The organism is Bradyrhizobium sp. CB2312, from assembly GCF_029714425.1.
In the GTDB taxonomy this organism is placed as follows: Bacteria; Pseudomonadota; Alphaproteobacteria; order Rhizobiales; family Xanthobacteraceae; genus Bradyrhizobium.
The window spans coordinates 5,328,468-5,350,112 of the sequence record NZ_CP121668.1 but is presented as its reverse complement, the minus strand read 5'-3'; the positions used below and the strand labels follow the sequence as shown (position 1 = coordinate 5,350,112).

Genomic DNA, 21,645 nt, shown 5'->3' with positions numbered 1-21,645 from the left:
CGCGCTACGCCGCGCGCACGCCGGCGAGGAACGTTCCGACTTCCCCGGAGAGCTGCTCGGCCTGCTTGGAGAGGTTGCTGGCCGCCGCGAGCACCATGCCGGCGGCGTTGCCGGTCTCGTTGGCTGCCGTAGAGACGCCGCCGATATTGGTGGTGACCTCCTTGGTCGCCTCCGCGGTCTGGGAGACACTGCGGGCGATCTCGGCGGTGGCGGCGCCTTGCTCCTCGATGGCAGCTCCAATCGAGGTGGCGATGCGGCTGACCTCTTCGATGGTGGCGGTGATGCCGCCGATGGCGTCGACGGCCTCCCTGGTGGCGCCCTGGATCTGCGCGATCTTGTCGCCGATCTCGCGGGTGGCCTCCGCGGTCTGGCTCGCCAGCGACTTCACCTCGGAGGCGACGACGGCAAAGCCGCGGCCGGCGTCACCGGCGCGCGCCGCCTCGATGGTGGCATTGAGCGCGAGCAGATTGGTCTGTGCCGCGATGCTCGAGATCAGCTCGGCGACGTGCTCGATCTGCTGGGCACCGTCCGAGAGCGCGCGCACGATGGTGTCGGTGCGGCGCGCGCTGTCGACGGCGCGGCCGGTCACTTCGGCGGATTGCGCGACCTGACGGCTGATCTCGGTGATGGAGGAGGAGAGCTCCTCGGCGGCGGCCGCGACGGTCTGGACGCGCTGGCTCGCTTCAGTCGCGGCCGAGCCGACCACGGCGGCGCGGCGGTTGGTGCCCTCGGCGGTGGACGACATCGATTTGGCGGTGGTCTCGAGCTCGCCGGAGCCCGAGGCCATCAGGCCGACGAGCTGGCCGACGGAGGCATCGAAGCGGTCGGCGAGCGCGATCAGGGCCTCGCGCTTCTCCTGCTCGCTGCGGCTCTTGGCGGCGACCTGCTCGGCCTCCAGGTTCCGTGCCGTCAGCGCGGTCTGTCTCAGCACTTCGAGCGTCTCGGCCATGCGGCCGATCTCGTCGCCGCGGGCGGTCTCCTCGACCGGCTTGTCGATGGCGCCGTCGGCGATCTCCTGCATGCGGTTCTTCTGGCGGTCGAGCGCGCCGAGCACGTCGCGTGCGATCAGCCAGGACAAGGTCGCCATCAGCAGCATCAGGCCGATGCCGATCGCGGCAAGCTCCAGCGTCAAGGCACGGACGTCGGCGTCGATGTCGTCGACATAAAGGCCGTAGGCAATCGCGACGTTCCAGGGCGCAAAGTGGCGAGCGAATACCAGCTTGCGAACCGGAACGGTTTCGCCCGGACGCGGGAAGAGATAGGACAGGATGGCGCCTTCAGGTGCTTGCTTGGCCACGTTCACCGTGGCATCGCCGATCACGATGCCATTGGCATCCTTGATGCCGTTGTTCTTGCCTTCGAGCTGAGGCGCACCGCCGTTCATCATGACGGTTGAGTCGGCGGTGTAGACGACGGGATAACCCTGGCCGCCGCCAAACTTCATCCGCCGGCCGCGCAGCTTGAACTCGGCTTGCGCGTCGGCGAGCGTCATCTTGCCGGCGGTGACCTCGTCCTGGAGCGACTGCGCGAAGCCGTGCAGCAGGTCGACCGCGGTCTGCATCTGGCGCGCGCGATCGTCGAGCATGCGAGTCTTGCTGAGATAGCTCGAGGCGACAATGAGGGCGGTCACGGTGAGCGCTGCGAGTGCAACCATGCTGGTGAGCTTGGTGCGGATCTTCAGGTGACTGAGCAGCGTCATGACGGCCTCGAGAACGGTTGTAGAATGTTTGTTCTCGCGCAGCGGTATCAGGAAATTCTTACCATTCGTGAACGCATGAGATGACGCGTTCAGGCGCGATGCAATTCGCGCAGCCGTGGACACACATATGCAGGCACAAGGTCAACGCCTGCGGCGACGTGTCCAAGAAAAGCTGGATCGCGTGCGTGCTCAGGTGGTGCGATCGACGCATCGATTCGCCGAGGCGTCGTCGCGCTCGGACCAGTACAGAAGTCGCGCAGCTTACGCCGCGCGCACGCCTGCGAGGAACGTTCCGACTTCACCCGAGAGCTGCTCGGCCTGCTTGGAGAGGTTGCTGGCTGCCGCGAGCACCATGCCGGCGGCGTTGCCGGTCTCGTTGGCTGCCGTAGAGACGCCGCCGATATTGGTGGTGACCTCCTTGGTCGCCTCCGCGGTCTGGGAGACACTGCGGGCGATCTCGGCGGTGGCGGCGCCTTGCTCCTCGATGGCAGCTCCAATCGAGGTGGCGATGCGGCTGACCTCTTCGATGGTGGCGGTGATGCCGCCGATGGCGTCGACGGCCTCCCTGGTGGCGCCCTGGATCTGCGCGATCTTGTCGCCGATCTCGCGGGTGGCCTCCGCGGTCTGGCTCGCCAGCGACTTCACCTCGGAGGCGACGACGGCAAAGCCGCGGCCGGCGTCACCGGCGCGCGCCGCCTCGATGGTGGCATTGAGCGCGAGCAGATTGGTCTGTGCCGCGATGCTCGAGATCAGCTCGGCGACGTGCTCGATCTGCTGGGCACCGTCCGAGAGCGCGCGCACGATGGTGTCGGTGCGGCGCGCGCTGTCGACGGCGCGGCCGGTCACTTCGGCGGATTGCGCGACCTGACGGCTGATCTCGGTGATGGAGGAGGAGAGCTCCTCGGCGGCGGCCGCGACGGTCTGGACGCGCTGGCTCGCTTCAGTCGCGGCCGAGCCGACCACGGCGGCGCGGCGGTTGGTGCCCTCGGCGGTCGACGACATCGACTTGGCGGTGGTCTCGAGCTCGCCGGATCCGGAGGCCATCAATCCGACGAGCTGGCCGACGGAGGCATCGAAGCGGTCGGCGAGCGCGATCAGGGCCTCGCGCTTCTCCTGCTCGCTGCGGCTCTTGGCGGCGACCTGTTCGGCCTCCAGATTCCGTGCCGTCAGCGCGGTCTGTCTCAGCACTTCGAGCGTCTCGGCCATGCGGCCGATCTCATCGCCGCGATCGGTCTCCTCGACCGGCTTGTCGATGGCGCCGTCGGCGATCTCCTGCATGCGGTTCTTCTGGCGGTCGAGCGCGCCGAGCACGTCGCGAGCGATCAGCCAGGACAAGGTCGCCATCAGCAGCATCAGGCCGATGCCGATCGCGGCAAGCTCCAGCGTCAAGGCACGGACGTCGGCGTCGATGTCGTCGACATAAAGGCCGTAGCTGATGGTGACGTTCCAGGGCGCGAATTTGCGCGTGAACACGGTCTTGCGGACCGGCTCGGTCTGGCCGGGACGAGGATACAGGTAGGAGGCCACGCCGCCCTGGGCATTCTGATTGGCGGTGTTCATGATCGCGTCGGCGATCAGGACGCCATTGGAATCGATGGCACCTGTGATCTTGCCTTCGAGCTGCTGGTTGGCGCCGTTTACGAACAGCGAGGTGTCGGGATTGTAGACGACAGGATAGCCTTGGCCGCCGTTGAAGCTCATGCGGCGGCCGCGCTGGTGGAACTGGGCTTTCGCCTCGGCCTGCGTCAGCTTGCCGGCAGTGACCTCGTCCTGGAGCGATTGTGCGTAGTTGTAGAGGAGTTCCACCGCAGTCCGCATCTGCTGGACACGGTCCTCCATCATGCGGCTCTTGCTGAGCACCGCCGAGACCCCGATGATGGCCGTGACCGTGAGTGCCGCGAGGCAGACCATGCTGGTCAGCTTGGTGCGGATCTTCAGGTGACTGAGCAGCTTCATCGCGGCCTCTACGGAACGGTTGTTATTGCTCGCATCGGTAGCATGAAGTTCTTACCAATCATGAACGTAGGCATGCGACGGCCCATCGCGCGGACGGCATTTGCCGCCTTATGCGCAAGTGTGCAGGTAAATCGCCATGCATCGCCGCGCTCCCGCTTTTTTGCGGGAGGACGTCGTTCTCAGACTTTGGTCCTGATTGGGCTTAGCCGGAGTGGCAATGAACCGATTCGCTCACCGCCTCATCATGTCCGTGCTGCTGGTCGCGGCCCTCGTTCTGATCTGGAACGTGCTGGGCTCGCGGTAGGCGGCACCGGCGAAGCTGCCGGTGCCGTCGTTTATTTGCGCCTCGACTGCACGTCCGTCAGCGCCGCGCGAACGTGTCGCCGATCGGGCCGTTATTTCTTGCCCATCGCCGCATCGGCGCTGACCGAGCCGCCGCCGGCCGACGAGAGATAGAGGCAGGCGAAGCAGAACAGGATCGCCGCGGTGCCGCCATTGAGCAGCGGCAGGAACACCGGCGTCTCGCCCTTGAACATGTGGCCCATGAAGTAAGCGAAGGCCATCTCACCCGCGAGGATGAAAGCGCTGAGGCGCGTGAACAGGCCGATCATGAGCAGCGCGCCGAGCACGAGCTCAAGCGTACCGGCCACATAGATCAGCGGCGGGATGTTCGCGAAGTAGGGAAGCACCGGAAACTTGAACAGCTTGGCGACGCCGTACTGGAACAGCAGCAAGCCGGTGATGAAGCGAAACAGGCTCAAGAGAACCGGTTGAAAGCGAACGAGATAGGGAAAGTCCATTGGTTTGTGCCCTCCATCCAATGCGCGACTTGGACCGCATTCGGTTCCAGCCTGCAAGCGCCCAAGCCCAATTTGCGCTGACATTTTTGTCATGTCGGACAAAACACCACAGGATGTGCTTTCAGCCAGGTGCGGCCCGCATTTTTTGCGCGTGTTCGTATCGCATCCGTCCGTAATTTTCCGGTGACGCGAATGCGCTTAGGTTACTCCTGCGAAACCTAGCGCCGCAAGGCGGGCACGATCAGGAACGGGATCATCCCGAGCACCACGCTCGCAAGTGCGAAGGCGAGCAACGCGTTGTAGCCGTGCGTCGCATCGTGGATCAGGCCGCCGCTCCAGGAGCCGAACGCCGAGCCGAGCCCGCTGCCGATCGAGATGGTGCCGTAGATGGTGCCGACGCGCTTGCCCTGGAAGATCCGCATCGCGGTTGCGCTGATCAGCGGGCCGCGCGAGCCCATCATGCTGCCGAAGCAGACGACGAAGCCGGTCAGCAGCAGGATGTTCGGAGTGTACTGCAACAGCCAGAGCAGGACGATGCCGAGGATCGAGATCGCGTAGCTCAGCAGCACCGAGGGCCGGCGCCCGATCAGCCCGTCGAGCGCGGACACGCCGAGCATTCCAAACACCAGCACGACGCCGGAAAAACCCCAGGCTGTCGCGGCCTGGAGCGGCGGGAAACCGGCATCGATCAGATAGGCCACGATCTGGGCGGCAATCGCATACATGCCGACGGCGGTGAAGAAGAAGGTCGAGAACAGCGCCCAGAAGGCGTGATGGCGCATGGCGCCGAGCAGCGTCCAGCCATTGTCGACAAAGTTCGGATCGGTCTTCTTCACCACATGCGGCGAGCCCGCGGCGAACAGCCGCCACGGCAGCAGCAACAGCGGCACCAGCAGGCCCAAGGCGGTGAATCCGAACAGCTGATAGGTGTCGCGCCAGCCGATGTGATCGATCAGGAGCTGCGAGGCCGGCAGCAGCGCCAGCACGCCGCCGCCCATCGCCGAATACACCACCGACATCGCGGTCGGCAGACGCGGCCCGAACCAGCGGCCGAGCAGGATCGAGTTCGGCACGATGCCGATGAAAGCGACGCCGATGCCGACGCACAGGCCGATCGAGAGCTGGAACTGCCAGAGATGCTGGGCGTGCGCCGCGATCAGGAACGCCGCACCGAGCAGCAGCAGGCCGGGCGCATAGACGATGCGCGGTCCGGAATGGTCGAACAGGCGGCCGACGAAGGGGGCGGTGAGGCCGCTTGCGAGCCAGGTGAGGGAATAGACCGAAACGATCTGCGCGCGGTCCCAGCCGAAGCTTTCCGAGATTGGCTTCAGGAACACCGTGAAGCTGTCGCCAAGCCCGCGGCCGAGAACCGCGAGCGTGAAGCAGAGCGCGAGCACGGTGAGCGCGATGCGCACGGCGCCTTGCGGCGTTGTCGCAACGCTATCCTTGCTGGTTTCCGCCGTCGCTTGCTTGGGCGTGTTCTGATCCATTGCCCGTCAGGGAGCGCGCTTCGGCGCGTCCTGACAAGCATCAAAAGCTCATACGCCTATGCAGGCCTGATCAAGACGTGCTTCTTCTTGCCGAAGGACAGCTTGATCACGCCTTCCGGCGTCAGATTGCCGGCCGACAGCGCCATCTTCTCGTCGGTCACGGGCTCGTCGTTGACGCGCAGGCCGCCGCCCTTGATCTGGCGCCGCGCCTCGCCGTTGGAGGCAACCAGGCCCGCCTTGACGAAGGCATTGAGCACACCGAGGCCGGCGTCCAATTCGCCGCGCGGAATTTCCACCGTCGGCAGACTTTCGGCCAGCGCGCCTTCCTCGAAAGTGCGGCGTGCGGTCTCGGCCGCCTCGTTCGCGGCGTCGCGGCCGTGCAGCAGCGCGGTCGCTTCGGTCGCGAGCACCTTCTTGGCCTCGTTGATCTCGGAGCCGCCGAGCGCCTCGAGCTTTTTGATCTCGCTCATCGGCAGCGTCGTGAACAGCTTCAGGAACTTGCCGACGTCGGCATCCTCGGTGTTGCGCCAATACTGCCAGAAATCATACGGCGAGAACTGGTCGGCGTTGAGCCACACCGCGCCTTGCGCGGTCTTGCCCATCTTGGCGCCGGAGGCGGTGGTCAAGAGCGGCGTCGTCAGCGCGAACAGCTGGTGGGTGCCCATACGGCGGCCGAGATCGACGCCCATGATGATGTTGCCCCACTGGTCCGAGCCGCCCATCTGGAGACGGCAGCCGGTGCGCTTGGCGAGCTCGACGAAGTCGTAGGCCTGGCAGACCATGTAGTTGAACTCGATGAAGCTCATCTCCTGCTCGCGCTCGAGGCGCAGGCGCACGGAGTCCATGGTCAGCATGCGGTTGACCGAGAAGTGCCGGCCGACGTCGCGCAGCATCTCGATCCAGTTCAGCTTGGTCAGCCACTCCGCATTGTCGAGCATGATGGCGTCGCTCTTGCCCTCGCCATAGCGCAGTACCTTTGCGAACACGCCGCGGATCGATTCCTTGTTGGCCTCGATCTCGGCGACGGTGCGCATCGCGCGCGTCTCGTCCTTGCCGGAGGGATCGCCCACCATGGTGGTGCCGCCGCCCATCAGCGTGATCGGCTTGTTGCCGGACTGCTGGAGCCAGTACAGCATCATCATGGTCAGGTAGTTGCCGATATGCAGCGAACGGGCGGTGCAATCGTAGCCGACATAGGTGGTTGCCTCGCCCTTGGCGGCGAGCGCGTCCAGCCCCTCGAAATCGGAGCATTGGTGGATGAATCCACGCTCTTGCAGGGTGTTGAGGAAATCCGATTTAAATGCAGTCATCTGTCGGCGTGCCTGATCATTCTTATTTTACGATCATTGCGGCAAGTTGCGGAACCAGCGTCAGCCGGGCTGCCGCAAAAATGCGCGCTGTGGCATTATAAGATGTACTTGTTTGATACAAGTCAGGCGTCGGGGCAGGGGACGTCGAGGCCCGCTTGAGATGATGTTGACGGCACTCGGCTTGATGAGCGGCACCTCGCTGGACGGGGTGGATGTCGCGCTGATCGAGACCGACGGAAAACAGGTGAAGGCATTCGGACCGTCCAGCTACCGGCCCTATAGCCCGGCGGAGCGCAATCTGCTGCGCCAGGCGCTGTCCGAGGCCGTGCACCTGCCGCGGCGCGATGCCCGCCCCGGCGTCCTCGCCGAGGCGGAGCGCGCGGTGACGCAGGCCCATGCCGAGGCGGTCGCCGCCTTCGTCGCCCAGAATCGGATGCGACCGGAGGACATCGACATCGTCGGCTTCCACGGCCAGACCGTGCTGCACCGGCCCGAGAAGCGGATGACGGTTCAGATCGGCGACGGGCCGGCGCTCGCCAGGGCGATCCATATCCCCGTGATGCATGATTTCCGCGCTGCCGACGTCGAGGCGGGCGGGCAGGGCGCGCCGTTCGTGCCGGTCTACCACCGCGCGCTCGCCAATTCGCTGGAGCGCGAAGGGCCGATCGTCGTGGTCAATATCGGCGGGGTCTCCAATGTCACCTATATCGACGGCAACGACACGCTGATCGCCTGCGACACCGGGCCCGGCAATGCGCTGCTCGACGATTTCATGTACCGCACCATGAACCAGGCGTTCGACGCGGAGGGCAAGTTCGCCGCGCTCGGCAAGGTCGACGACGCCTGGATCGCGCGGGCGCTGGAGCTGCCGTTCTTCGCAAGCCCGCCGCCGAAATCGCTCGATCGAAACGATTTCGCAGCGCTCAAGCTCGGCGAGGTCGCGCCGGCCGACGGCGCGGCGACGCTCACGGCCTTCACCGCTGCCGCGATCGCCCGTGTCATGCCGCTGCTGCCGCGGCGGCCGCGGAGCTGGATCGTCTGTGGCGGCGGCGCCCGCAACCTGACCATGCTGCGGATGCTGCGGGAGAGGGTGGGCTCGGCCACGGTCGAGGCCGCCGAGACCCTCGGCTGGGCCTCCGACGCCATCGAGGCGCAGGCCTTCGGCTTCCTCGCCGTCCGCGGCCTCAAGGGCCTGCCGCTGTCCTATCCGGCCACCACGGGCGTTCCGATGCCCATGACGGGCGGGGTGATCGCGCGGCCCTGAGGGGGCAGCCCACGGCCACAGCCGGTTAAATGCAGATGCATTGATCTTGACAGAAGAATGCAAATGCATCTATCTTGGATGCAGTTGCATCTAACTGCCGGGATCGTTGCCATGACCGCATCACTGAAACTGATCAGCCACAAGCTTTGCCCCTATGTGCAGCGCGCCGTGATCGCGCTGAAGGAGAAGGGCGTTCCGTTCGAGCGGATCGACATCGATCTCGCCAACAAGCCCGACTGGTTCTTGAAGATCTCGCCGCTCGGCAAGGTGCCGGTGCTGGTGGTGACGACGGACAAGGGCGAGGTGGCCTTGTTCGAGAGCAACGTGATCTGCGAATACATCGAGGAGACGCAAGCCGGCGCCAAGCTGCATCCGGCCGATGCCTTGAAGCGTGCCGAGCATCGCGCCTGGATGGAGTTCGGCTCGGCGATCCTCGGTGATCTCTGGGGCCTCGAGACCGCGACGGATCCGGCGACCTTCGAAAGCAAGCGTCAGGCCCTTGTCGCGAAGTTCGCGCGCGTGGAAGCCGCGCTCGGCGCTGGGCCTTATTTCGCCGGCGAGGCGTTTAGCCTGGTCGATGCGGTGTTCGCGCCGGTCTTTCGCTATTTCGATCTCTTCGACGAACTGACCGAGCATGGCATCTTCAAGGATGTGCCGAAGGTCCGCGCCTGGCGCGCCGAGCTCGCGAAGCGCCCGAGCGTCCGTACCGCGGTCGGGGCGGACTATCCGCAACTGCTACGCGCCTTCCTCGTCCGGCACGATGCGCATCTCCTCAAGCTCGCGGCCTGAGCCGATGTCGTCATCCCTCGCCTGGCTGATGCTGGTGATCGCCGGCGCACTCGACGTGGGCTGGGGGGGATAGCTGCGCTCAAGCTGGCTTGAGTTGGGCGCCGTAGCCCGGATGGAGCGAAGCGCAATCCGGGGCCTTGTATCAGCGGAAAGAGTGTCCCGGATTTCGCTTCGCTCCATCCGGGCTACAAGGTTACGGCCTCACCGGACGTTGGCGAGACGCATGTCCAGATACGCCGTAATGGTCTCCATCAGCGGCTCGAGCTTGGCGTCGAAGAAGTGGTTGGCGCCGGGGATGATCTGCTGGTCGATCACGATGCCCTTCTGCGTCTTCAGCTTCTCGACCAGGGTGTTGACGTCCTTCGGCGGCACCACGGCGTCCTTCTCGCCATGCACGATCAGGCCGGACGAGGGACAGGGCGCGAGGAACGAGAAGTCGTAGAGATTGGCCGGCGGCGCGATCGAGATGAAACCCTCGACCTCGGGGCGGCGCATCAGAAGCTGCATGCCGATCCAGGCGCCGAACGAGAAGCCGGCGACCCAGCAGGCACGCGCCTCGGGATTGATGGTCTGCGCCCAGTCGAGCGCGGCGGCGGCATCGGACAGTTCGCCGGTGCCGTGGTCGAACGAGCCCTGGCTGCGGCCGACGCCGCGGAAATTGAAGCGCAGCACCGAGAAGCCGCGATGCGCGAAGGCGTAGTAGCACTGGTACACGATCTGATGGTTCATCGTGCCGTGAAACTGCGGATGCGGATGCAGGATCATCGCGATCGGCGCGTTCTTCTGCTTGGCCGGGTGATAGCGGCCTTCGAGACGGCCAGCGGGGCCGGCGAAAATGACTTCAGGCATCGATGATCTCTTGATTGATGTGCTGGAGCGAGGTTCCTCGGCAATCAACCGATTGTGGCTTCGTCGACTTTGATGCCGACGAAAGCGCGAATGAAGGATGAGAAGGCGTGCGCCTCGCGGTGATGCGCGAATGGCGCGCGGTGACTTGACGGCCGCGTTCTAACATAGGCTGCGGGGCAAAAAGCAAGCATCTTGAACATCACTCAATGGGCGCAAGGTGTTAGCGTGTCATGGCGGCGTCATCGCCGGCTGCGGTTTCGGAATCACGGTTGCCAAGTGCGCGGCGGCGGCCCATGTCGGGCAGCGAGGCGGGCCGACCAGGTCCCGCTATGCAAGGTAACATAATACTCAATGCCGCGCCGTGTTTATCTCGACTGGAACGCGACCACACCGCTCCGCACTGAAGCGCGGAACGCGATGCTCGCTGCCTGGGACCTGGTCGGCAATCCGTCCTCGGTTCATGCCGAGGGGCGCGAGGCGCGACGGCTGGTCGAGGAGGCCCGCGCCGCGCTTGCGGCGGCCACCGGTGCGCTGCCGCGGAACGTTGTCTTCACATCCGCTGGAACCGAAGCCAATGCGCTGGCGCTCTCGCCCGGTCTGCGCGGTCCCTCTGGCGGCCCTGTCGAACGGCTGCTGGTCTCTTCTATCGAGCATGCCTCGGTGCTGGCAGGCGGCCGGTTCCCGGCCGACAGGATCGGTCAGATCCGGGTCACGCGCTCGGGCGTAATCGATCTCGATCACCTGAAGGCACTGCTTGGCGACGGTCCGCCGGCGCTGGTCTCGATCATGGCGGCCAATAACGAGACCGGCGCGGTCCAGCCGGTCACCGAAGCCGCGCGGATCGTCCGCGAGGTCGGCGGCCTCCTGCATGTCGACGCGATCCAGGCGCTCGGCAAAATTGCTTTCAATATTAACGCGGTAGGCGCGGACCTTGCGACCTTTTCTGCGCACAAGATCGGCGGTCCCAAGGGCGTCGGCGCACTGGTTGTCGCTGAGGGAATCGCCGGGCTGGAGCCGGTGCTGCGGGGCGGCGGCCAGGAGCTGAACCGCCGCGCGGGAACCGAGAATGTCGCAGGCATTGCCGGGTTCGGTGCAGCGGTGAGGGCGGCGCTTCAGACTCTCCCGGAAGATGTGGAGCGGATGATAACCCTCAGGAATCGCTTGGAAAATGGACTTCGCGGCGTCGCCGGAGGCACCATCTTCGCGGACGACGTGGAGCGATTGCCGAACACGGTTCTTTTTACCGCACCCGGCCTGAAGGCCGAGACTGCCGTGATCGGCTTCGACCTCGAAGGGGTCGCCGTGTCCTCCGGCTCGGCCTGCTCCTCGGGCAAGGTCCAGCCGTCGCACGTGCTGTCGGCGATGGGGTATGATGCCACCGTCGCCCAGGGAGCGGTGCGTCTCAGTCTGGGCTGGTCCACAGAACCAGATGACATCAATAGGGCGTTAGAGGCTTGGCGAAAGCTGGGTAATACCCTACTTAGAGCGTAAGCGACGAAACACGGCTTGAACGGTTCTAAGCGCGTGCTTTCGGCCAGAAAACATCGTAATACTCGTCCGAGTTTGATCCACCGCGGTCCTTGAAACCGCGAGCGGAGGATGGAATGCCAGCCGTACAAGAGACGGTCGAGCGCGTGAAGCGCATCGACGTCGACCAGTATCGTTATGGGTTTGAGACCCTGATCGACTCCGAGAAGGCTCCCAAGGGGCTGTCGGAAGAGATCGTAAAATTCATCTCGCAGAAAAAGAACGAGCCCGCCTGGATGCTCCAGTGGCGGCTGGAGGCCTATCGGCGCTGGCTGACCATGACCGAGCCGACCTGGGCGCGCGTCGAGTATCCCAGGATCGACTTCCAGGACATCTACTATTACGCGGCGCCGAAGCCGAAGAAGACGGTGACCTCGCTCGACGAGATCGATCCGGAGATCCTGAAGACCTACGAGAAGCTCGGCATCCCCTTGCGGGAAGTCGCCATGCTCGAAGGCGTCGAGCCCAAGGTGGGCGAGGAAGATCCCGCCCGCCGCAAGATCGCGGTCGACGCGGTCTTCGATTCGGTCTCGGTTGCGACCACGTTCAAGGCGGAGCTGAAGAAGGCCGGCGTGATCTTCATGCCGATCTCGGAGGCGATCCGCGAGCATCCCGAGCTGGTGCAGAAATATCTCGGCTCCGTGGTTCCGACCTCGGACAATTTCTACGCAACGCTGAACTCGGCGGTGTTCTCCGACGGCTCGTTCGTCTACGTGCCGCCGGGCGTGCGCTGCCCGATGGAGCTGTCGACCTATTTCCGCATCAACGAGCGCAACACCGGCCAGTTCGAGCGCACGCTGATCATCGCCGACAAGGGCTCCTACGTCTCCTATCTCGAAGGCTGCACCGCGCCGCAGCGCGACGAGAATCAGCTGCACGCCGCCGTGGTCGAACTCGTCGCGCTTGATGACGCCGAGATCAAATATTCGACGGTGCAGAACTGGTATCCGGGCAATTCGGAAGGCAAGGGCGGCATCTACAACTTCGTCACCAAGCGTGGCGACTGCCGCGGTGATCGTTCCAAGATCTCCTGGACCCAGGTCGAAACCGGCTCGGCGATCACCTGGAAGTACCCGAGCTGTATCCTGCGTGGCAACAATTCGAGCGGCGAGTTCTACTCGATCGCGATCTCGAACGGCTTCCAGCAGGTCGATTCGGGCACCAAGATGATCCATCTCGGCAAGAACACGTCGAGCCGCATCATCTCCAAGGGCATCGCGGCGGGCAAGTCGCAGAACACCTATCGCGGTCTCGTCACCGCGCACCGGAAAGCGACTGGCGCGCGCAACTTCACCGCCTGCGATTCGCTGCTGATCGGCGACAAATGCGGCGCGCACACCGTGCCGTACATCGAGGCCAAGAACTCGTCGGCAACGTTCGAGCACGAAGCAACGACCTCGAAGATCTCCGAGGACGTGCTGTTCTACTGCATCCAGCGCGGCCTTTCGCAGGAAGAGGCCGTCGGCCTCGTCGTCAACGGCTTCGTCAAGGACGTGCTGCAGCAACTGCCGATGGAATTCGCGGTGGAAGCGCAGAAGCTGATCTCGATCTCGCTTGAAGGGTCGGTCGGCTGATCGCCGATCCTCGCGGCGCGCTGCGGCGCTCCAAAATCAATTGAATAGACTGGATACCAAGATGGCTTTGCTTGAAGTGAAAGACCTCAAGGTTCGTGTCGAGGAGCGTGAGATCCTCCACGGGCTGACGCTGACCGTGAACGAGGGCGAGGTGCACGCGATCATGGGGCCGAACGGCTCCGGCAAGTCGACGCTCTCGCACGTCATCGCCGGCAAGCCCGGCTACGAGGTCACCGACGGCCAGATCCTGTTCAAGGGCGAGGATCTCCTGGAGATGGCTCCCGAGGAACGCGCCGCCAAGGGCGTTTTCCTGGCGTTCCAGTATCCGGTCGAAATCCCCGGTGTCGCCACCATGACCTTCCTGCGCACCGCGCTGAATGCTCAGCGCAAGGCGCGCGGCGAGAGCGAATATTCCACCCCGGACTTCCTGAAGAAGGTGCGCGAGGTCTCGAAGTCGCTGAACATCCCGCAGGACATGCTCAAGCGCGGCGTCAATGTCGGCTTCTCCGGCGGCGAGAAGAAGCGCAACGAGGTGCTTCAGATGGCGCTGTTCGAGCCGAGCCTGTGCATCCTCGACGAGATGGATTCCGGCCTCGACATCGACGCGCTGCGCATCGCCGCCGACGGCGTCAACGCGCTGCGCTCGCCGGGGCGCGCGATGGTCGTCATCACCCACTATCAGCGGCTTCTGAACTACATCGTGCCTGATTTCGTGCACGTGATGTCGCGCGGTCGGGTCGTGAAGAGCGGTGCCAAGGATCTGGCGCTGGAGCTGGAGGCGTCCGGCTACGCCCAGTTCGAGGACGCGTAAGGATTTTTGTGATGAACGTTGCTGTGGCAAAGACCGGGAACGGCCGTGCGGTGAGCGATCTCTTCGCCAGCGCCGAAGGCCGCTTGCCGGGTTCGCCGGCGGTCGTTGCGGTGCGCCGCGAGGCGTTCGAGACCTATGAGCGTCTCGGCCTGCCGCATCGCCGGATCGAGGAGTGGAAATACACCGATCTGCGCGCGCTGGTCGGCGAGGTGCTGCCGCTGGCGGCCAGCCCCGATGCGGCTGCGCTGAAAGGTGCCGCCGAGGCTGTGAAGGCGCACGCGATCGCGGGCGCCCGCAAGTTGGTGCTGGTCGATGGCGTGTTTATTGCCGATCTCTCCGACGTCAAGGCGCTCGCGTCCGAAGTGAGCCTCAAGACGTTGCGCGAGGTCCTGGCGAACGAGGCCAATCCTGCGGCCGGTGACCTCCTCCAGACTGCCGCGACCGATGCCGTGATCTCGCTCAATGCGGCCATGGCGACGGATGGCGTCGTGGTCTCGGTGGCCGACGGTACGCAGCTGTCTGCGCCTATCCAGGTCATCCACATCGCGACTGCGGCCGGTGCGTCCGCGTTCACCCGCTCGCATCTGCGGATCGGCAAAGGCGTGCGCGCCACAGTCGTCGAGAGCTTCGTCGCAGCCGGGAAGGCGAGCAGCTATCAGGTCAACGATGCGGTGATCCTCTGGATCGGCGATGACGCCGACGTCGCGCATATCCGCCTGATGGACGATGCGCCTGATGCGGTGAACGTGACCTCGCAGTTCGTCACGGTCGGTGCGAATGTGAAGCTGAATTTCTTCAACATGACCACAGGCGCGGCCGTCAGCCGCCTGCAGGGCTTCATCACGCTGGCAGGCGAGGGCAGCGAGCTCTCCGCCAATGGCGTGAACCTGTTGCAGAAGACCGAACATGGCGACACCACGCTGGTGGTTGATCATGCCGTGCCGAACTGCGTCAGCCGCGAGGTCTTCCGTGCCGTGATCGACGATCGCGCCCATTCGGTGTTCCAGGGCCGCATCATCGTTCGTCCCGACGCGCAGAAGACCGACGGCAAGATGATGACTCGCGCACTGCTGCTCTCGGACGAAGCCGAGGCCGACAACAAGCCCGAGCTCGAGATCTTTGCCGACGATGTCTCCTGCGGCCACGGCGCGACCGCCGGCGCGCTGGACGACAGCCTGCTGTTCTATCTGAAGGCCCGCGGCCTGCCGGAGAAGCAGGCCCAGGCGCTGCTGATCCAGGCCTTCGTCGGTGAGGCGATCGAGCAGATCGCCGATGACGGATTGCGTGAGCACGTGATCGGCATCGCCGAGCGCTGGCTGGAGCGGCGGTCATGAGCACCCATCCCGCAGTCAAGAACGGCGCCTATGACGTTGCGCGCGTGCGCGAGGACTTTCCGGCGCTGGCCATGCAGGTCTACGGCAAGAAGCTGGTCTATCTCGACAACGCGGCCTCGGCGCAGAAGCCGAAGTCCGTGCTCGACCGCATGACGCAGGCCTATACGAGCGAATACGCCAACGTGCATCGTGGCCTGCACTACCTGGCCAACGCTGCGACCGAAGCCTATGAGGGCGGCCGCGCCAAGGTGGCGCAGTTCATCAACGCGTCCCGGACTGAGGAAGTGATCTTCACCCGCAACGCGACCGAGGCGATCAATCTGGTGGCGTCGTCGTGGGGTGGCCCGAACATCAAGGACGGCGACGAGATCGTCCTTTCGATCATGGAGCACCACTCCAACATCGTTCCCTGGCATTTCCTCAGGGAGCGGCAAGGTGCCGTGATCAAGTGGGCGCCGGTCGACGACGAGGGCAATTTCCTCATCGACGAGTTCGAGAAGCTGCTGACGTCGAAGACCAAGCTGGTCGCGATCACGCAGATGTCGAATGCGCTCGGCACCATCGTGCCGATCAAGGACGTCGTCAAAATCGCCCACGCGCGCGGCATTCCCGTGCTGGTCGACGGCAGCCAGGGTGCGGTGCATCTGCCCGTCGACGTCCAGGATCTCGGCTGCGACTTCTACGTCTTCACGGGCCACAAGGTTTACGGGCCGACCGGCATCGGCGTGCTCTGGGCCAAGTACGACCACCTCGTCGCGATGCGCCCTTACAATGGTGGTGGCGAGATGATCCGCGAGGTCTCGCGTGATGTCGTCACCTATGGCGATCCCCCGCACAAGTTCGAGGCGGGTACGCCCGCGATCGTCGAGGCCGTCGGGCTTGGCGCCGCCATCGATTACGTCAATTCGATCGGCAAGGAGCGCATCGCCGCGCACGAAGCCGACCTGACTGCCTACGCCCAGGAGAAGCTGCGCGAGATCAATTCGCTGCGGCTGATCGGAACGGCCCGCGGCAAGGGCCCGGTGATCTCGTTCGAGCTCAAGGGCGCACACGCCCATGACGTCGCGACCGTGATCGACCGCCAGGGCATCGCGGTGCGGGCCGGCACCCATTGCGTGATGCCGCTTTTAGAGCGGTTCAATGTGACTGCCACCTGCCGGGCCTCGTTCGGCATGTATAATACGCGGGAAGAAGTCGATCATCTGGCACAGGCGCTGCTCAAGGCGCGGGATTTGTTCGCATGAGTGACACGGCCGAAATCAAAGCCAATCCGATGGAGACCCTCTCGGCGCTGCCGCCGGAGGAGACCGAGCGCCTGACCACCGAGATCATCGCCGGCCTCAAGACCGTGTTCGATCCGGAAATCCCGGCCGACATCTACGAGCTCGGCCTGATCTACAAGGTCGAGATCAAGGACGACCGCTCGGTCGACGTGCTGATGACGCTGACGACGCCGAACTGCCCGGCCGCCGGCGAGCTGCCGACCATGGTTGAGAACGCGGTTGCCAGCGTCCCTGGCGTCGGCGTGGTCGACGTCAAGGTGGTCTGGGAGCCGGCCTGGTCGCCCGAACGCATGAGCGACGAGGCGCGCCTCGTGCTCAACATGTGGTGACGGTCTCGGCTCGCATTGAATTCGCTCCGCAACGGACCACATAAATAACATGACCCAGGCGACACCAGCTTCGACACCCAAGCCCCGGCGGCCCCGCCCGCAGGTGATGCGACTGACCGATGCCGCTGCCCAGCGCATCACCGAGCTGACCCAGCGCGCCGATTCCGAGATCGTGGGCTTGCGCGTCGGCGTGAAGAACGGCGGCTGCGCCGGCCAGTCCTACACGGTCGAATACGCCCATGAGATCCGCCCGACCGACGAGGTGGTCGAGGACAAGGGCGTCAAGATCCTGGTCGACCCCAAGGCTGTGCTGTTCCTGCTCGGCACCGAGATGGACTACAAGGCCGACAAGATGCAGGCCCAGTTCGTCTTCAACAACCCCAACCAGATCTCTGCCTGCGGCTGCGGCGAGTCGGTCGAGCTGCGCCCGGCGAAGATCGACGGGTAAGCCCGGCTTTCGCGTTTTACTCAGGCGTCGTCCTGGCGAAAGCCAGGACCCATACGGCGTGATGCCTCAATCGTGGGAGGTGTCCGTACCGCGTGGCGTAACTTCCAGTCTTCGCTAAACTCCTGCCTCGGAGTATGGGTCCCCGCTCCCCGTGCGCAATTGCGCACTAGGCGGGGACGACCTCGGGGAGAGAGCTGGGCCATGGACCGCGAATTCCTGATCGACCTGTTCGCCGATTTCGGCCCCGTCACCATCCGAAAGATGTTTTCCGGCTACGGCATTTCCGCCGACGGCACCAATTTCGCGCTGTCCTTGCGCGCCGGCCTGTTCTTCCGCGCCGACGAGGTGACCATTCCGGAGTTTGAGGCCGAGGGATCAAAGCCGTTCCAGTACTCGACCCGCGCCAAGACCGTGACGGTCAACTCCTATTGGGAGCTGCCGGCGCGCCTGTTCGACGATTCCGCCGAGCTTGCACAATGGGCAAGGGCGGCGCTCGCCGCGGCCCAGCGCGCCAAGGTGAAGAAGCGGCCGAAGGGGAAGAAGGCGGTGGTGAAGAAGACTGTTGCGAAGAAACGGCCGGCCAGGAAGGCAGCCAAGAAGGCGGTGCGGTAGGGTGGGCAAAGCGAAGCGTGCCCACGGGTGGGATCGTCGCGAGGAAGGATCGTGGGCACGGCGCTTGCGCGCCTTTGCCCACCCTACGAGAGCAGAGGCTCAGTCAACGGCTTTCGTCAAACCAACCCGCATATCCTTCGCCACGAAGACGCAGACGCCGTCGGCGAGCACACGGCCATCGGCAATGCCCAGCACCAGCTTGCCGCGCCGGACCATGCGCATGGCGACCTCGTAGCGCACGGAGCGCGTCTGCGGCGTGACGGCGCCCGTGACCTCGACTTCGCCGACCCCGATGGCGCGGCCCTTTCCCGGTGAGCCCGACCAGCCGAGCCAATAGCCGATCATCTGCCACATCGCGTCCAGGCCGAGACTTCCCGGCATCATCGCATCACCGCAATAGTGGCAGTCGAAGAACCAGTGGCCCGGGACGATGTCGAGCTCGCCGACGATGTGGCCCTTGCCGTATGTGCCGCCGTCCAGGCTGATCTCGGTGATGCGGTCCATCATGAGCATCGGCGGAGCCGGCAGTTGCGCGTTGCCCGGACCGAAATAGCCGCCTTCGCTCGATCTCAGCAGCTCGTCCTTGGTGTAGGACGGCTGCGGCGTGTGAAAGTCATGCGGATTGTTGGGCACGACGACAAATCCTCGATGCTCAGGCAGCGAGGAAGATGTCGTTCGGCAGATTGGAAAGTCAAGCGCGCGACGAGCCGCCTCAGGCCACGCGGCTGTGGCTCTCGACCGCGAACTCCGGATCGGCTTCGCAGATCACGCGATTGCGGCCGTTGCGCTTGGCTGCGTAGAGGCAGGCATCCGCGCGCTCGATCAGCGCGTCGGTGTCGTCGCCTTCCTTGAGCATGGAGACGCCGACGGAGATCGTGACGCGGCCGAGGATCTCGCCGGTGGACTTCTTCTTCAATTCCTTCGCCATCACCGCGCGGCGGATGTGATCGGCCACGGTGAGGGCCTGGCGCAGCGCCGTGTTGGGCAGCACGACCGCGAATTCCTCGCCGCCATAGCGCGCGGTGATGTCCTGGCCCTTGATGGTCTGCTTCAAGGACAGCCCGACCAGCCGCAGCACCTGGTCACCGGTGAGATGGCCGTAGGAATCGTTGAACGACTTGAAATGGTCGATGTCGAACAGCAGCAGCGACAGCGGCTCGCCGCTCGCCAGCGCGCTCTGCACGGCCATGCCGATCATGCGGTCGAAATATTTGCGGTTGCCGAGACCCGTGAGCGGATCGGTCAGGCTCTCGGCGCGGATCGCTTCCAGGCTCTGCTGGAGGTTGCTGATCTCGTTCTTCGACAGCGTCAGCCGGTCTTCCAGCGCCTTGTTGGTCTCGCGCATCTCGCTGGTCGAGCGCAGCAGCGTCTCGACGATCGCCTTGATCTGGTCGCGGTTCTTGGCCGAAGCCAGCTTCGCGGTCGCGCCCGACAGGCTGGCGTCGTAGGAGCCGGTCATCCCGAGCGCTTCGCCCAGGACCTTCATCACGTCGTCGATCTCGCCGATGACGCGCGCGCCGACCTTGTCGATGCGGTCAGTGGTCTTGATGTGGGAGAGATAGGTCTCGTAGATCTGCTCGAGATCGGCTTCGGTCAGCTTGCCGTTGCGCGCCAGCGTCTCGTTGATGATCTTGTTGAGCGGCGCGTTGTAGCCGGTGGCATAGACGTACCAGATCTCGTAATTGCGTGGGATTGCCGTCTGCCGAAGCGATCGGATCTGACCGAGCGCTACCTCGGCGAACGCCATCGTGCGTTCGTGTTCGTCGAGCACCTTGACCACGGAACATTCCCCACGGCGATCGGTACGCCGCCGATCGCTGCAATGCTTAAATTATGTTCGTAGGCTAACGGACGATCGTGAACGACCCGTAAATCTACGTTCACGAATGCATCTGAAAAAGTGTGTAGACGTCTGTCTCAACCAACCTGAAGCATCGCGCCTCAAGCGCCGGCGGGCGAGCGAACCGGCCGCAACAGGAATGCCGGAAGATGCGAGTGATCGCCCGGCTCGGTGTCGACCTCGCGCTGGCGGCGCGGCTCGGGCCGGCCGATCGACGGCACATGCGAGGTCGGGGCCTGTTGGCGCGAACCGCGGCGCGGCTCGGGCGCATGCCTCGGCTCGGATCCGTTTCGCGGTTCGGGGGAATGCCGTGCTTCGGAGGCGTGCCGTGCCTCGCCACGCGCCTCGCGCGGCTCGTGGCTGCGCTCACGATCGCGGCCACCGCGTTGCGGCTTGCCGCGGCCGCCGCGTGAACGTTCGCGTTCCCGTCCGCGCGGACGCTCGCTCTGCTCGCCCGAGTCCGCATGCACTTCGTAGTCGCCTTCGGCGCGCGGAATGCTCTGGCCGATCAGCTTCTCGATCGCGGCCATCGACTTCTGGTCGAGCGGCGTCACGATCGAGATCGCGGTGCCGGTGCGGCCGGCGCGGCCGGTGCGGCCGATGCGGTGAACATAATCGTCGGCGTGGTGGGGGACGTCGAAATTGAAGACGTGGCTGACCTCGGGAATGTCGAGGCCGCGCGCCGCGACGTCGGAGGCGACGAGCAGCGGCAGCTCGCCCTTGCGGAACTGGTCGAGTGCGGCCATGCGGGCCGGCTGGTCCATGTCGCCGTGCAGCGCGCCGACACTGAAGCCGTGCTTCTGGAGCGATTTGTGAACGATCGCAACCTCGCGCTTGCGATTGCAGAAGATGATCGCGTTCTTGAGGTCCTTGGCCTCACGCAGCAGGCGGCGGAGCAGCTCGCGCTTCTCATGCGCCTCGCGCCCAGCGGGCACCTGGGCCTGCGTCACTGTCACGGCGGTGGTGGCGGGGCGGGAGACTTCGACCTTCTGCGGATTGTGCAGGAAGGCCTCGGTGATGCGCCGGATTTCCGGCGGCATGGTCGCGGTGAAGAACAGGGTCTGCCGCGTGAAGGGGACGAGCTTGCAGATGCGCTCGATGTCGGGAATGAAGCCCATGTCCAGCATGCGGTCGGCTTCGTCGATGACGAGCAGCTCGACGCCGGTGAGCAGCAGGCCGCCGCGCTCGGTGTGGTCGAGCAGGCGGCCGGGGGTGGCGATCAGCACGTCGACGCCGCGCATCAGCTTGGCATCCTGGTCGCCGAACGAGACGCCGCCGATCAGCAGCGCAACGTTGAGTTTCTGGCCGGCGCCGTAGCGGTCGAAGTTTTCCTTCACCTGCGCCGCGAGTTCGCGGGTCGGCTCCAGGATCAGCGTGCGCGGCATGCGCGCCCGGGCACGGCCCTTTTCGAGGATGGTGAGCATCGGCAGCACGAAGGCCGCGGTCTTGCCGGTGCCGGTCTGGGCGATGCCGAGCACGTCCTTGCGTGCGAGGACGTGGGGGATCGCCTGTTCCTGAATGGGGGTGGGGTTGGTGTAACCGGTGGCCGCCACTGCGGCGAGGACTTTTTCGGACAGTCCGAGATTTGAAAAGGACATTGAGCCTCTGGTCGAAACCGCCGTTCGGAATCGAGGGTAATAAGGCTGTCGCGCTCCACCCCGAAACGGCGCGCTCTCAAAGAAGCTGGGGGTGCTGACTCACGCGAACAAAGCGCCAGGATCAGGAATCGG

General features: G+C 64.8%; 19 protein-coding genes. 10 read left to right on the top strand and 9 right to left on the bottom strand.

Translation table 11 applies throughout. The features are described from left to right. Positions 1–4 precede the first annotated feature (4 nt). The 5 genes from QA642_RS26345 to tyrS form a co-directional block, all read right to left on the bottom strand. The gene (locus QA642_RS26345; RefSeq protein ID WP_283079446.1) at positions 5–1,699 is read right to left on the bottom strand and encodes a methyl-accepting chemotaxis protein; all 1,695 of its coding nucleotides are present in this window, start codon (positions 1,697–1,699) and stop codon (positions 5–7) included. 261 nt (positions 1,700–1,960) lie between these two features. After that, positions 1,961–3,655, bottom strand: coding sequence for a methyl-accepting chemotaxis protein (locus QA642_RS26340; RefSeq protein ID WP_283079445.1), 1,695 nt, complete (start codon positions 3,653–3,655; stop codon positions 1,961–1,963). A 395-nt stretch (positions 3,656–4,050) separates the two neighbouring features. After that, positions 4,051–4,455: a DoxX family protein gene (locus QA642_RS26335; protein WP_283079444.1), complete on the bottom strand. Its 405-nt coding sequence runs from the start codon at positions 4,453–4,455 to the stop codon at positions 4,051–4,053. Positions 4,456–4,673: 218 nt separating this feature from the next. Beyond that, positions 4,674–5,945 carry an MFS transporter gene (locus QA642_RS26330; RefSeq protein WP_283079443.1) on the bottom strand — a complete coding sequence of 424 codons (1,272 nt, stop codon included), beginning with the start codon at positions 5,943–5,945 and terminating at the stop codon, positions 4,674–4,676. 56 nt (positions 5,946–6,001) lie between these two features. After that, positions 6,002–7,255 (bottom strand): tyrosine--tRNA ligase, encoded by a 1,254-nt coding sequence (tyrS, locus tag QA642_RS26325; RefSeq protein WP_027557830.1) that lies wholly within the window; start codon positions 7,253–7,255, stop codon positions 6,002–6,004. 160 nt (positions 7,256–7,415) lie between these two features. Between tyrS and QA642_RS26320 the strand changes: the two genes are divergently transcribed. Beyond that, positions 7,416–8,519 carry an anhydro-N-acetylmuramic acid kinase gene (locus tag QA642_RS26320; RefSeq protein ID WP_283079442.1) on the top strand — a complete coding sequence of 368 codons (1,104 nt, stop codon included), beginning with the start codon at positions 7,416–7,418 and terminating at the stop codon, positions 8,517–8,519. Positions 8,520–8,630: 111 nt separating this feature from the next. Then, positions 8,631–9,308 (top strand): glutathione S-transferase family protein, encoded by a 678-nt coding sequence (locus tag QA642_RS26315; protein ID WP_283079441.1) that lies wholly within the window; start codon positions 8,631–8,633, stop codon positions 9,306–9,308. 201 nt (positions 9,309–9,509) lie between these two features. On the opposite strand, the gene QA642_RS26310 is transcribed toward QA642_RS26315, so the two are convergent. Continuing rightward, positions 9,510–10,157 carry an alpha/beta hydrolase gene (locus QA642_RS26310; protein ID WP_018641706.1) on the bottom strand — a complete coding sequence of 216 codons (648 nt, stop codon included), beginning with the start codon at positions 10,155–10,157 and terminating at the stop codon, positions 9,510–9,512. Positions 10,158–10,508: 351 nt separating this feature from the next. Here QA642_RS26310 and QA642_RS26305 point away from each other — a divergent pair, with 351 nt between their 5' ends. From QA642_RS26305 to QA642_RS26270, 8 genes are all read left to right on the top strand, one after another. After that, entirely contained in the window at positions 10,509–11,648 is a 1,140-nt protein-coding gene (locus QA642_RS26305; RefSeq protein WP_283079440.1) for a cysteine desulfurase family protein, read from the top strand. Positions 11,649–11,761: 113 nt separating this feature from the next. Then, on the top strand, positions 11,762–13,258 hold the full coding sequence (gene sufB, locus QA642_RS26300; RefSeq protein ID WP_283079439.1) for a Fe-S cluster assembly protein SufB: 1,497 nt from the start codon (positions 11,762–11,764) through the stop codon (positions 13,256–13,258). 61 nt (positions 13,259–13,319) lie between these two features. Then, the gene (gene sufC / locus QA642_RS26295) at positions 13,320–14,069 is read left to right on the top strand and encodes a Fe-S cluster assembly ATPase SufC (RefSeq protein WP_283079438.1); all 750 of its coding nucleotides are present in this window, start codon (positions 13,320–13,322) and stop codon (positions 14,067–14,069) included. A gap of 11 nt (positions 14,070–14,080) precedes the next feature. Continuing rightward, the gene (gene sufD, locus QA642_RS26290) at positions 14,081–15,403 is read left to right on the top strand and encodes a Fe-S cluster assembly protein SufD (RefSeq protein ID WP_283079437.1); all 1,323 of its coding nucleotides are present in this window, start codon (positions 14,081–14,083) and stop codon (positions 15,401–15,403) included. Further along, the gene (locus tag QA642_RS26285) at positions 15,400–16,647 is read left to right on the top strand and encodes a cysteine desulfurase (protein WP_283079436.1); all 1,248 of its coding nucleotides are present in this window, start codon (positions 15,400–15,402) and stop codon (positions 16,645–16,647) included. Before sufD ends, QA642_RS26285 begins: the two co-directional genes overlap by 4 nt. Then, complete coding sequence (locus QA642_RS26280; protein ID WP_027557857.1) at positions 16,644–17,015, top strand: SUF system Fe-S cluster assembly protein; 372 nt, start codon at positions 16,644–16,646, stop codon at positions 17,013–17,015. The genes QA642_RS26285 and QA642_RS26280 overlap by 4 nt, the downstream gene beginning before the upstream one ends. A gap of 49 nt (positions 17,016–17,064) precedes the next feature. After that, positions 17,065–17,463, top strand: a complete 399-nt coding sequence (locus QA642_RS26275; RefSeq protein ID WP_074123211.1) for an iron-sulfur cluster assembly accessory protein — start codon at positions 17,065–17,067, stop codon at positions 17,461–17,463. A gap of 201 nt (positions 17,464–17,664) precedes the next feature. After that, the gene (locus tag QA642_RS26270; protein WP_283079435.1) at positions 17,665–18,075 is read left to right on the top strand and encodes a TfoX/Sxy family protein; all 411 of its coding nucleotides are present in this window, start codon (positions 17,665–17,667) and stop codon (positions 18,073–18,075) included. A gap of 99 nt (positions 18,076–18,174) precedes the next feature. On the opposite strand, the gene fabA is transcribed toward QA642_RS26270, so the two are convergent. The 3 genes from fabA to QA642_RS26255 all read right to left on the bottom strand — a co-directional run bounded on the left by fabA (position 18,175) and on the right by QA642_RS26255 (position 21,513). Further along, positions 18,175–18,708: a bifunctional 3-hydroxydecanoyl-ACP dehydratase/trans-2-decenoyl-ACP isomerase gene (gene fabA, locus QA642_RS26265; protein ID WP_283079434.1), complete on the bottom strand. Its 534-nt coding sequence runs from the start codon at positions 18,706–18,708 to the stop codon at positions 18,175–18,177. 79 nt (positions 18,709–18,787) lie between these two features. Continuing rightward, positions 18,788–19,855: a GGDEF domain-containing protein gene (locus QA642_RS26260; protein ID WP_092216248.1), complete on the bottom strand. Its 1,068-nt coding sequence runs from the start codon at positions 19,853–19,855 to the stop codon at positions 18,788–18,790. Positions 19,856–20,016: 161 nt separating this feature from the next. Beyond that, positions 20,017–21,513 carry a DEAD/DEAH box helicase gene (locus QA642_RS26255; protein WP_283079433.1) on the bottom strand — a complete coding sequence of 499 codons (1,497 nt, stop codon included), beginning with the start codon at positions 21,511–21,513 and terminating at the stop codon, positions 20,017–20,019. Positions 21,514–21,645: the final 132 nt, after the last annotated feature.